This window comes from Thermomicrobiales bacterium (assembly GCA_023954495.1).
In the GTDB taxonomy this organism is placed as follows: domain Bacteria; phylum Chloroflexota; class Chloroflexia; order Thermomicrobiales; family CFX8; genus JAMLIA01.
The window spans coordinates 1-11,892 of record JAMLIA010000092.1 but is presented as its reverse complement, the minus strand read 5'-3'; the positions used below and the strand labels follow the sequence as shown (position 1 = coordinate 11,892).

Genomic DNA, 11,892 nt, shown 5'->3' with positions numbered 1-11,892 from the left:
ACACTGCCACCGAATCCGGCCGCCTCGGCCTGCGCCAGGCCGTCTGCGAGGCGCGCGTCGTTGACATCGCTCAGCTCGTAGCGCAGAGCTGCCAACACGTCGGGCGACTCGTCGCGCAGCCCGGCCAGCACGGTCAGCGCCAGTGTCGCCGACCCAGCGCCGAACTCGCGCACAACGAACGGCGCTGGTCGCCCTAGCCGCTCCCAGCACTCCGCAATCTGCCGCGCGAGCAGCGTGCCGAACATGCTATGCGTCTCCGGCGCGGTCAGGAAGTCACCACCAAATCCGGGCGCTGCGTCGGTCGCTGTGTAGTAGCCGTACTGCGGGTGCGTCAGCGCCAGCTCCATGAAGCGCGCGAACGTCATCCGGCCACTGGCTTCGATCTCGGCGCGGACTTCGGCGACGAGCTCGGGTCGCGAACGCGCAGCTGGTCCGGGATCGATAACCTGCATCACCTCACCTCATTCGTCGTCGCAGCAATCGTACGATGCCGCACACGAACAAAACGGGCAGATAACGCTCTCGCGCCACCTGCCCGCTGGTCTGCTCGAAGCAGCGGTGTTCTAGCCTTCGCGGCTCATGTCCGGGAAGTTGAACGAGTTGATGTAGATGCCGTTCGGGACGAAGCCGCGGATGCCCTTGGACAGGACGGCGGTCTTCGTGAGCTGCGAGTAGAAAATCCCGGCCGGATCGTCCCACATCATGAGCTGCAGGAGCTTGCTGGTGAGATCCTCGATCTCTTCGACCGTCGTGGCAACTTCGAGCTGATCCATGAGATCATCGGCCTCGGCGTTCGAGTAGTACGACGAATTTGCGCCCGCGCTACCGATCGACTTGGTGTGGAAGTTCGGATAGAACTGGCTCCACGAGTCGTTGTAGTCCGGCCACCAGCCGGTCGAGGTGAAGTGCGGGCGCTCTTCCGCAGGCGCATCACCGTAGTTCAGGTCGATCAGCGCGGCACGGTCGATCTGCTGGATGTCGAGATTGATGCCAATCTGGGCCAGATTCGCCTGAAACAGCTGCGCCATCGAAGCAATCGTCATGTCGCCCGAGCCATACATAAAGGTGAAGGTCTCACCTTCGGCAATGCCGGCCTCGGCGAGCAGACTCTTGGCCTTGTCGAGATCGGTAGTGTAGACCGGCACGTCCGGATCGAACCCGATGACGGAGTCCGCGATCGGGCCCTGTACCACGGCAAAACCCTTCATCACGCCGTCGATGACTTCTTCGTACGGCCAGGCGTAGGCGAACGCCTGCCGCGCCTTCGGATCAGGGATCGTGACGTAGTTCGAGCGAATCCAGTTGCACTGGGTCGAGGCGTACTCAACGACCTGGACGTCCGGATTCGTCTGGAGCGCCTCAAGATCTTCCGGCGGCAAAATCGCGACGGCATCCGCATCGCCGGTTTCGATCAACTGACGGCGGGTTGCGTCCTCAGAGACGACACGAGCGACGATGCGCTCGAAGAACGGTGCCGCACCGTGGTAGTCCTCGAAGCGATCGAAGACAACGCGATCCTGCGGCGAGTTTTCGGAGACGAAGTACGGGCCAGTGCCAACCATGTTCTGGCTGAACCATTCGTGAGCGTAGGGATCGGCGTCGGTCTTGTGCTCTTCCATCGCCTTCATCGACATGACGAACGGTCCGTACTCGGACGCCATGGCGGAGAGGAAGAGCGGCTCGGGCTTGTTCATGGTGAACTTGACCGTCGTCGGGTTCTCGACGCTGATCTGCGCGTCGGCGTCGCTGACAAAGCGGCTGATGACACTCACCGGGCCGCGGCCCATGTTGAGCAGGCGCGCGAACGAATCCTTGACCGACTGGGCATCGCAGTCCGAATCGTCATGGAACTTGACGTTCTCCGGGATCACGAAGGTGTATTCAGTCGCGTCGTCGTTCTGCTCCCAGCTGGTCGCGAGCATTGGCACGTACTCGGTGGTGCTCTCGCCGTCAAAGCGAATGAGCATTTCGTAGGTGGCGAAGAACAGCGAGCTGGCGACGTTGTCGTACGCTGATTGCGGGTCAGCATCGGCGACTGCGCTGTTGATCACCATGACGAACTCTTTGTTTGCACTGGAGCCACTGTCGCCCGAATCGGTGCTCTCGGTCGCCTCGGAGCCGCCGGTCGACTCGGTGGCGGTGGTGCCGCCCGAGCCGCTGTCGCCGGAGCTGGAATCGTCGTCATCGCCACCGCAAGCGGCCAGCAAGGTCATGACCGCCGGCGTTGCCAGGCCGAGCGCAAGTCCGCGCTTCAGCAACGAACGGCGCGATACGGCGCTTCTGCTCACGAGCCCCTTAAGCTTTTCCTGATATGTCTGGTCGTCTACCACGTCATCCATCCCCTCGAAATCTGAATGCGAATGTCCCTGCTCCGCTGTTGTCTTGGCCGTGGACGACTGATCGCGGAGTGGCTGCCTGTGTTGTTTCACACGGAGTATCTGGTGGCAGGGCCACCTCCTTTCGTGAGTCGGTTAGCGTCTGAGCGCCACTAGCGAGTACGTGTCCGGGGATCGAAGTAGTCTCGCAATCCATCGCCGAGCAGGTTGAAGCCAATGACCGTCAACGTCAGCGCGAGGCCGGGGAAGGTCATGTACCACCATGCCACGCGGAAGTAGGTGCGAGCGCCAGCGATCATCGTGCCCCATTCGGGCGATGGCGGCTGTGCACCGAGTCCGATAAATGACAAGCCAGCAGTAGCCAAAACGGCATAACCAACATCGACCGTCGCCTGAACGATGATCGGCGCGATGGTGTTGGGCAGGATATGCCGCACCAGCACACGCGACGGGCGCATGCCGATGGCGTGGGCGGCCTCGACGAAATCGCGCTCGCGCATTGACAGGACCTGCCCGCGGATGAGGCGGGCATACCACGGCCAGTAGACGAGCGTCAGCGCGATGATGACGTTTTTCAAGTCGCGCCCGAGCGATGCGGCGATGCCCATTGCCAGGATCAGGGCCGGGAAGGCGAGGAAGACGTCGGTGATGCGCATCAGGACCTCGTCGACCCAACCACCGACATACCCTGCAATCGCACCGACGAGGACGCCGAAGGTGATCGCGATCGACAGGATGAGTGTGGCGATGCCGAGTGAGATGCGCGTCCCGGTCAGCACGCGGCTGAGAATGTCGCGGCCAAGCTCGTCGGTCCCGAGCCAGTGCTCGGTCGAGGGCGGAGAGAACTTGTCAGCGATGCTCGGCGCGATCGGATCGTAGGGCGCGATCATGCGGCCGAAGATCGACAGCAGCAGGAACAGGATGATGATCGCCAACGCGACAACGTTCAGCGGCGATTCGCCTGCGAAGCGTTTCAGAAAGTAGCGCAGGCCCGTGCGTGACTGAAACTGGACGGGCTGGTGCAGGCCACCCGAAGCGGTACCGGCGAGCTGTGCATCAGAATCTGTCATTTTGCCTTCAGTCTCGGATCCAACAGGACATACGCAATATCAACGAGCATGTTCATCACGACGTACCCAGCCCCGATGACCAGCGTCACCGAGATGACGGCGTTCTGGTCCATGTTCTGAATCGCCTGGAACGCGTAGCGACCAATACCCGGCCAGGAGAAGACGATCTCAATCAGGACCGCGCCGCCAAGCAGCAAGCCGACCTGGAGCCCGATGACGGTCACCGCCGGCAGCAGCGCGTTCTTCAGCGCGTGCCCGGTGATGACGCGGCCCGGGGCAAGGCCCTTGGCACGGGCGGTTCGGATGTAGTCCTGCCCCAGCACCTCAAGCATGCCCGCCCGCGCCATACGGGTGATGACCGCGAGTGCACCAAAGCCAAGCACAAAGGCCGGCATCGCCAGATGCTTCGAGGCGACCCACCAGGTGTGGAAATTGCCGGTCAGCAACGCGTCGATCGTGTACAGATGCGTGATTGCGCGCGGAGGATCGATTCCGACTGGCAGGCGTTGCCCGTCCGGCAGTAACCCCAGTTTCGCGAACAGGAAGAACTGCAATATCAGCGCGAGCCAGAAGGATGGGATCGACAGACCAAGAACCGAAATGACCCGACCGAACGCATCCACGCCAGTACTGCGCTTTACCGCCGACAGGACACCGAGTGGCAAGCCGACAACGACGGAAAAGATGATGGCGTAGAGGGTCAACTCGATCGTCGCGGGCACATACTCGCGCAGATCATCGGAGACGGCACGTCGTGACGTCAGAGATTTCCCGAAGTCCAGTTGGACGATGCCGGTCACGTAGTTGACATACTGCGTCAGCACTGGCTGGTCGAGCCCGTACTCCTTGCGGACCAACTCGACAGCCTCCGGGCTGGCACGCGGCCCGGCGATCATGCGCGCCGGATCGGACGGCACAACATGCGAGAGCGCGAAGGTGATGGCTGAAAGCGCGAAGAGGACAAAGACAAGCGCAATGAGTCGCCGGACGACTAATCTCATGACCATGAAGCGAAGTCCTGCTTCCTGCAGACATCGGAAACCATCGGCGTAAGAACGCGATCCGGGCCAGGTGGGCCAACGGATCCGGCCCATCGCACACTGCCGGAGAAATGTGCTGTATTCATTGCAGACCCACAGGGGTGCATCGCTCGCTATATTGTCCGCGAATCTGGGCGGCAAGTTACCAATACGCCACGCGATTGTCAACCGTGATTCGGCGATATGGTCATGTTGTCATGCCGATACGACGAACTTGCGCGGGACACGCAGCCGATTCGGCATATCTCGACAGGTATCGTATACCGATATCGCGTGGCCGTACATACGTAATCATCGCCGGGAGATGCCCATCCAATCGATGGCGTGTTCACAAGCCGATGCGTTGTCGACGGCATTGGGGCGAAGGGGCAGCGACGCACCGCACTGTATCCGTTGGATGCGCGCGCATCGCGCACCCCATCGGCCGCAAGATGTTGGGGGCCGACGGGATCGGCGATGGGTTGGAGTCGCCTTCATCCGGCGCGGGAAAGATCGCCTCACGGCGATGGACAAGCCGGGTCATATTCGTACGAACGGATTGGCACCGGCTCGTTCGCCTGGAGGATTCGCTGCGATCAACTACTCAAGATAACAGGGGACGCGACTACCTGCCGCGCCGAGATGATCGCCATGTTGCGTTGACGTCTTCATTGACCTTCAACACCGCGAAAAAACTATTGACATCAGGCGGCACTCGCCCTATGATGGTCGACGTGCCCGCCGCAGGTTGGCACATGTTGCAATGAAGATGGAAGTAACTGTGACAGATCTGACGAACGGAAACGGAGGGGGTTCGATGAACACGTTCAGCGCCATCGTTCGCCTTCGTGCGCCGTTCAAGGGTGGCTTCGCGCTGCTCAAGGGCGGAGTGCGCCCAGGTCTGTCGTCGGAATGGGAGTGTTGACCTCGCGTAGCTGAGGCAACCGAAGCCCATTAACCGCGGGCGGACCTGACAGATGGTCCGGAGCCCGCGGTTTTTTGTTGTCTCGGAATCGGGACTCTGCGCCGGACGACGAAGCTGAAGATGTTGAACTCACTCATCCAACCAAACTCGGTGAATTGGAGCGTATCGAATGTACACCAGTAAGACCCGGCGCGACTGTATTGACCGAACGATGACAGAGATGTTGACAGTGCCGTCCTCACGGCCGGCGAATGTAGCAGGGAGGAGACGCTGATGTCCCCACAGATCCTCGATCCGCAAGCGCCAGACACAAAGGGCGTCATCGGCATGAATCTCACGGTCGACCGCTCGATGCTGCCGACCATCGCCGACCACGGGCCGGCGGTTGTCATCCGCAACGCGTCGAAGGTGTTCTCCAAGAAGAAGCGGCGTGCGCTGCCGTTTCGCCGAACGCCGGTCGAGCCGCAAAAGGACGTGCGGGCGCTGGACGACATCAGTCTGGAAGTGCGCCGGAATGAGATCTTCGGGATCCTGGGCGCGAACGGCTCCGGCAAGTCGACGCTGATCCGCCTGATCTCGACGCTGCTGATCCCGGATTCGGGCGAGATCACCGTGTTTGGCTACGACGTGCAAGCCAACGAGATGCAGGTGAAGCGCCTGATCAACCGCGTGTCGGTTGAGGCGTCGTTCTTCAAGAAGCTCTCGCCGATGGAGAACCTGCTCTACGCCATGCGGCTGTACGGGCGCACCGGCGAAGACCTGCGACAGGAGATCACGACGATCCTCGGCGGACTGGAGATCAAGGCGGATCGGATCAATGCGCCGCTGGAGCAGATGTCCCGCGGGATGCAGCAGAAGGTCGCGATCGCCCGCGCGTTCCTGACCTCGCCGGTCCTGCTGCTGCTGGACGAGCCGACGACCGGGCTGGATCCGCGCTCGAAGAAGGACGTGCAGAAGTTCGTCCACGAGCTACGCGACCGGCATGATGCGACGATCGTGATCTGCTCGCACGACATGGACGAGGCCGAGGCGCTCTGCGATCGGATCGCGATTATGGACGAGGGGCAGCTGATCGCCATTGGCACTGTCGAGGAGCTGAAGCAGATCGTTCGCGAGCGCGACGGTCTGGCGAACCCGACGCTCGAAGATGTGTTTATCGCACTGACTGGTCGGAACCTGACGGACGACCACGAAGACAATCCGGCTGAAGCGGCCTGAGAGAGGAAACGACAATGTCGCAAGCGCGATCACTCTCGCCGGTCGCGACGCTGGGGCGGGAGGCGCGGGCGTCCTACGCCTTCGTTGAACGCAACTGGAATCTGACCAAGCGCTACTGGGGCTGGGAAATCGCATTCCTGATCTACTCGGCTGCCTCGTCGATGTCGATCATGTTCATCGGCAAGGCGCAGGGAGATGACGGCACGCAGCTCCTGCTCTTTCTGGCGATCGGTACGCTCGTCTGGAGTTACCTGAACTCGATCTTTATGAACATGGCCGAGATGATCGCCTGGGAGCGCTGGGAGGGGACGATCGAGTACACGATGATGGCTCCGATCAACCGGCTCACCCACATGGTGGGGCAGTCGATCTTCGCCATCATCTACGGAATCATCCGTTCGGCGCTGCTACTCGGCGTGCTGGCGATGTTCTTCGACATTAACCTGCGCGGCGCGAACCTGATCGGTGCGCTGCTGACGATCGTGATCGGCAGCCTGTCGTTCATCGGGTTCGGCATCATCGGCGCGGTGCTGCCGCTCCTCTTCCCGGAGAAGGGCGAGCAGATGACGTTCATCATCTCGTCCATCCTGCTGCTTGTTTCGGGTGTCTATTACCCGATCGAAGTGCTGCCGGGCTGGATGCAGGCGCTGGCGACCGTCTCACCGGCGACCTACGTGCTGGACGCCATGCGGGCCGCGATTCTCGACGGCACCGGGACGATCGACCTGCTGCCGAAGATGTTGCCGCTCCTGATTATCGGACTCATCACCGTCCCGCTCGGTATGGCGGTCTTTGGCTACTTCGAACGCTATGCCAAACGAACGGGACGCCTGAAGCGAAGTGGATAAGCTCCCGGGGATGTGGGAGCACAGAGAATATTGGTGCGCATGATGAATGTTCTTGAAACAACCATCGGTGGTGAGAAAAACGGGGATCTCACGCACGTGGTTACACGCGAAGGAAGTGAGCTTGCCAGGTGCCTGCAGAGGCGCGGCTGGCGGGCAACGCTCGGCTGGAGGTCGGAGACGGACGACGGATCGGTGTGGCTGGTTCGGTTCGAGCCGGCTGACGAGCCAGAGACTGAAGTCGGCGGGATGAACGACGATGCGGTGGCGGCTGGGTCGGCGCAGGTCGGTTCATAGTGGGCCGCACCATACGGCTCGATCCGTATCGGCTGTACCTGCTGATCTGCGCTGCGAGCACGTTCTTTCTCTGGCTGGCGTTCAGCGTCAACCTCGTCTTTCAGGTCGAGCGCGTCGGGCTCAGTCCGCTGCAACTAGTGCTGGTTGGGACCGTGCTGGAAGCGACTTGCTTCCTGTTCGAAATCCCGACCGGCATCGTCGCGGATGTCTACAGCCGCCGCCTGTCGGTCATCATCGGGATGGGCCTGCTCGGCGCGGGGTTGCTGGTCGTGGCCGTACCATCGTTCCTGATCATCCTGCTCGGCAACGTCATCATGGGGATCGGCTACACGTTCCTCAGTGGGGCGCAGGAAGCCTGGATTGTTGATGAGATCGGCGAGCGCCGAGCCGGGCCCGCGTTCTTGCGCGGCTCGCAGGCCAGCCAGATCGGCACGCTGATCGCGACACCGATCGGTGTCGGCCTGGCGACGTTCTATCTGAATCTGCCGATCATCATCGCCGGGTTCCTGATGCTCGGACTGGCGGGCTTCCTGATCGCGGTCATGACGGAGCATGGATTCCAGCCGACGCCTCGTGAGGACCGCAGCTCGTGGGGCCACATGCGCGAGACGTTCCTCGACGGCGCGCGGCTGACTCGTCGGCGGCCACTGCTGCTGACGATCTTCGCCATCACGTTCTTCTTCGGCATGGCAAGCGAGGGGTTCGATCGTTTGTCGCCCGCGCACCTGCTGGACTCGTTCACGCTCCCCACGTTCGGCGGACTGCAATCGGTGGTCTGGTACGGCATCCTGACCTTCAGTGCCGCGGTGTTGAAGATTGTGTTTGCCGAGGTTCTACGACGGCGGATCGACACCAGTAGCCACAAGACCGTGACCCGGTCGCTGCTGTTTATCGACACGCTGCTCGTCATCGCAATGGGTGCCTTCGCGCTGGCGGGAAACTTTACGTTTGCTGCCGTGGCGTTCGTTGTGGCCACCGTGCTACGCGGACTCAATGCGCCATTGACCTCAGCCTGGATCAATCAGAGCATCGACCCGCGCGTCCGCGCGACAGTGATCTCGATGAGTGGGCAGGCGGATGCGCTCGGGCAGATCGCCGGTGGACCCGGCATCGGAGCGATCGGCTCGGTGTTCTCGCTCCGGGCAGCACTCAGCGCTGCGACTGTCGCACTGCTGCCAAGCTTGCTGCTCTACGGGCGTGCGCTGGGGCAGGGCGAGAAGCCGCTCATTACAGCCGACGCGGAAGTCGTGACGCACGCTTCCAGCAACTCCGACTGACGCGAACCGGCACGACGGCAGAGCCATCACATCTCAAAAATGTGATGGCTTTGTGGTTGCGTCAGCGTCTGCCCACTGCCTAGAATCGAAGCATGCACACGGACAGTGGGGTGTCGTGTGCAACTGCAAGGTGGGGGGCAGAACCATCCCAGCCGGGACTTTGCTGGTCGCCCAATCCGGCGGCCCAACCGTTGTCATGAATGCCAGCCTGGTCGGCATCATCGCCGCCGCGCAGCAGAGTGAGACATACAGCACGATCCTTGGTGCCGTGTGCGGTATCGAGGGTGTGTTGAATGACGCGTTCGTCGACCTGTCGCGTATGTCGGCCGAGCAGCTTGATCGCTTGCGGTTGACGCCGTCGGCGGCGCTCGGAACGAGCCGTCATCGTCCAACTGATGCCGAGATCCCAGCGATCCTCGATCGGTTCGCGGAACTAAGCGTCACGGCATTCCTGCCGATTGGTGGGAATGACACCGCCGAGACGGCGCTGCGCCTGCACGCCGCCGCTGCTAAGCGCGGACAGGCGCTGCAGGTCGTCACCATCCCGAAGACCATCGACAACGATCTGCCTGAAACCGACCACTGCCCGGGCTATGGGTCGGTCGCGCGCTACACCGCACTCTCCGTGCGCGATGCGGCGTTCGACACACGTGCAATGCGCCAGATCTATCCGGTCAAGATCATCGAAGTCATGGGCCGCAATGCCGGCTGGCTGGCAGCCAGCGCCGGACTGGCCTTCGGCGATCTGCCGCAGCCGATCCTCTGCCTGCCGGAGCGACCGATCGACGGCATCGACACGCTGACGACGATGATCGCGACGACGATCGAGCGCGACGGCTACGCCGTGCTGGTAACACCGGAGACGATGCGCTGGGCAGACGGCACGCCGGTTGGCGGCACGACGCCGGAGTGGACCGACGCGTTCGGACACGCCTACTACCGCGGTGTCGGCAGCACGCTGAGCCGCGAGCTCAGCAGCCGACTCGGCATCCAGGCGCGCTACGACAAGCCGGGCACCATCGCACGGATGGCGATGGCGTCCGCGTCATCAACCGATCTCGACGAAGCCGAGCAAGTTGGGCGAGAAGCCGTCCAGCACGCTATCGGCGGCGCATCCGGCGTGATGGTCACCATCTGCCGGACGAGCACACATCCATACACTGTTGATTACGGCGTCGCGCCACTCGACCGCATCGCAACCATCGAGCGACGCATGCCGGATTCCATGATCGATCCAACCGGCCACAACGTTACAGACGAATTCCGCGCCTGGGCGCGACCGTTGCTGGGCGACCCACTGCCGGAGTACGAGGTACTCATATGAATGCGTTCGAGCGACAGACCGTACGACACCTTGTCAGCGTTTCGGCGACGATCCTCATTCCCTTTGTGCTCGTTGGCGCATTGCTGGCGGGTTGGGAGGGCGTGCTCATCGCCATCGGGATCGGCCTCGGCCTGCAAGCGCTGGCGTTCGCGATGGCACGACCGCTGCTGCTGCGGATGATGCGGGCAAAGATCGCCGACCCGGAGGAGCATGCCAAGCTGCTCAGCATCGTTCACACGCTGGCGGAATCGGCCGGCGTGCCGCGTCCTGTCGTCGCGATTTCGCAGATCCGCACACCGAACGCGTTTGCGGCGGCAACACCGGGAGGCGGGATCATCGGCGTGACCAGCGGACTCCTTGAGTTCCTGCCGCACGACCAGCTCACCGCCGTGCTGGCCCACGAAATCGCGCACCTCGAACGTCGCGACCGCACCGGCGTGACGATCGCGGCGATGCTCGGGTCGCTGCCCGGCTGCATCGCCGCCGCCAGCGGATCCGACCTGCTCTACGACCGCGCGTTCCGACGCCGCATTCCACGAGCCTGGGGCGGGCGGCATCTGCGGCCGATCCGCGATGCGATCGCGTTTGTCGCCATGCCGTTCACGGCACTGCTCATTCGCGTTAGCTCCGAGCGCAGCGACGAGTTCCACGCCGACGCCGAAGCGGCCCGCCTGATCGGCGACCGTGAGCCGCTGATCGCCGCTCTGCGCAAGATCGGCGCGCTGGCCGGACGCGTGCCTGCGCCAGTGAATCCTGCGCTCTGCAGCCTGATGGTCATCCACCCGTTCGGGCCGGAGCGGCTGAGTCGACTGATCGACACGCACCCGACAACGGGCGAGCGCGTTGCGCGATTGGCCGCTGACGACTCGCGCCTGTGACGGACGCACCCAGCATTTCCGACCTGCTCGCGCCGGGACTCAGCGTCGTCTTCTGCGGATACAATCCATCACTCACCTCCAGCCAGACCGGCAATCATTACGCCTTCCCCGGCAACCGCTTCTGGCGCGTACTGGAGGCCGCCGGCATTACCGAGCGGCGTTATCTGCCGGAGGAAGACACCAAACTGCTGGCAATGGGCATCGGCTTCACCAACATCGTCGCGCGCCCGACACGGCGGGCGGATGAGCTGACCCGCGACGAGATCCGCGAGGGCGCGACGCTGCTGCGCGAGAAGATCGAGCGCTACCGACCGGCGGCGATGGCCTATACCGGCATTGGCGTTTACCGCTGGTTGCGCGGGTCGTCGCGGCCGACGTGGGGCATCCAGCCGGAGCCGGTCGTTGCCGGCACCGTCGATCTCGTCCTGCCGTCGCCGTCCGGGCTGAACCGCATGACCTTTGATGAGCTGGTCGAACATTACCGCGCCGTCGTCCCATTTCTCGACCATCGGGCTTGACGTTTGCGCTGCTCGGTCTGATCCTCTCGATACTGAACGACTGTCTAATGGGGAGCATGACGTGATTGAGATTGATCGCCAGGCACTGATCGACGCCACGGCGGAACTGGTTCGCATTCCATCCATCAACCCGAGCCTCGTTCCGGGAGCGAGCGGCGAGAAGGAAATCGCTGAGGCGATCGCTG

The 11,892-nt window shown here is 62.6% G+C and carries 11 protein-coding genes; 7 read left to right on the top strand and 4 right to left on the bottom strand.

Annotated features, from left to right (window positions below; genetic code table 11):
- The 4 genes from M9890_13830 to M9890_13815 form a co-directional block, all read right to left on the bottom strand.
- On the bottom strand, nucleotides 1-452 hold a 452-nt coding region (locus M9890_13830), incomplete at its 3' end, for an SAM-dependent methyltransferase (protein MCO5178032.1).
- A gap of 111 nt (nucleotides 453-563) precedes the next feature.
- Nucleotides 564-2,330 (bottom strand): ABC transporter substrate-binding protein, encoded by a 1,767-nt coding sequence (locus M9890_13825; GenBank protein ID MCO5178031.1) that lies wholly within the window; start codon nucleotides 2,328-2,330, stop codon nucleotides 564-566.
- Nucleotides 2,331-2,488: 158 nt separating this feature from the next.
- Nucleotides 2,489-3,406 (bottom strand): ABC transporter permease, encoded by a 918-nt coding sequence (locus M9890_13820; GenBank protein ID MCO5178030.1) that lies wholly within the window; start codon nucleotides 3,404-3,406, stop codon nucleotides 2,489-2,491.
- Complete coding sequence (locus tag M9890_13815; GenBank protein ID MCO5178029.1) at nucleotides 3,403-4,407, bottom strand: ABC transporter permease; 1,005 nt, start codon at nucleotides 4,405-4,407, stop codon at nucleotides 3,403-3,405. The genes M9890_13820 and M9890_13815 overlap by 4 nt, the downstream gene beginning before the upstream one ends.
- Nucleotides 4,408-5,623: 1,216 nt before the next feature.
- Between M9890_13815 and M9890_13810 the strand changes: the two genes are divergently transcribed.
- The 7 genes from M9890_13810 to mug all read left to right on the top strand — a co-directional run bounded on the left by M9890_13810 (nucleotide 5,624) and on the right by mug (nucleotide 11,707).
- Entirely contained in the window at nucleotides 5,624-6,568 is a 945-nt protein-coding gene (locus tag M9890_13810) for an ABC transporter ATP-binding protein (protein MCO5178028.1), read from the top strand.
- Nucleotides 6,569-6,582: 14 nt separating this feature from the next.
- Nucleotides 6,583-7,416, top strand: coding sequence for an ABC transporter permease (locus tag M9890_13805; GenBank protein MCO5178027.1), 834 nt, complete (start codon nucleotides 6,583-6,585; stop codon nucleotides 7,414-7,416).
- A gap of 96 nt (nucleotides 7,417-7,512) precedes the next feature.
- Complete coding sequence (locus M9890_13800; protein MCO5178026.1) at nucleotides 7,513-7,710, top strand: hypothetical protein; 198 nt, start codon at nucleotides 7,513-7,515, stop codon at nucleotides 7,708-7,710.
- Entirely contained in the window at nucleotides 7,710-8,987 is a 1,278-nt protein-coding gene (locus M9890_13795; protein MCO5178025.1) for an MFS transporter, read from the top strand. Before M9890_13800 ends, M9890_13795 begins: the two co-directional genes overlap by 1 nt.
- Nucleotides 8,988-9,117: 130 nt before the next feature.
- Nucleotides 9,118-10,311 (top strand): diphosphate--fructose-6-phosphate 1-phosphotransferase, encoded by a 1,194-nt coding sequence (locus tag M9890_13790; protein MCO5178024.1) that lies wholly within the window; start codon nucleotides 9,118-9,120, stop codon nucleotides 10,309-10,311.
- Nucleotides 10,308-11,189: a M48 family metalloprotease gene (locus M9890_13785; GenBank protein ID MCO5178023.1), complete on the top strand. Its 882-nt coding sequence runs from the start codon at nucleotides 10,308-10,310 to the stop codon at nucleotides 11,187-11,189. Before M9890_13790 ends, M9890_13785 begins: the two co-directional genes overlap by 4 nt.
- Entirely contained in the window at nucleotides 11,186-11,707 is a 522-nt protein-coding gene (gene mug / locus M9890_13780; GenBank protein MCO5178022.1) for a G/U mismatch-specific DNA glycosylase, read from the top strand. The genes M9890_13785 and mug overlap by 4 nt, the downstream gene beginning before the upstream one ends.
- The last annotated feature ends 185 nt before the right edge of the window (nucleotides 11,708-11,892 follow it).

Excerpts from the sequence above, each read along its gene's own strand:
- M9890_13820 (MCO5178030.1), bottom strand. The coding sequence starts at position 3,406 with ATGACAGATTCTGATGCACAGCTCGCCGGTACCGCTTCGGGTGGCCTG.
- M9890_13815 (MCO5178029.1), bottom strand. The coding sequence starts at position 4,407 with ATGAGATTAGTCGTCCGGCGACTCATTGCGCTTGTCTTTGTCCTCTTC.
- M9890_13810 (MCO5178028.1), top strand. The coding sequence starts at position 5,624 with ATGTCCCCACAGATCCTCGATCCGCAAGCGCCAGACACAAAGGGCGTC.
- M9890_13805 (MCO5178027.1), top strand. The coding sequence starts at position 6,583 with ATGTCGCAAGCGCGATCACTCTCGCCGGTCGCGACGCTGGGGCGGGAG.
- M9890_13785 (MCO5178023.1), top strand. The coding sequence starts at position 10,308 with ATGAATGCGTTCGAGCGACAGACCGTACGACACCTTGTCAGCGTTTCG.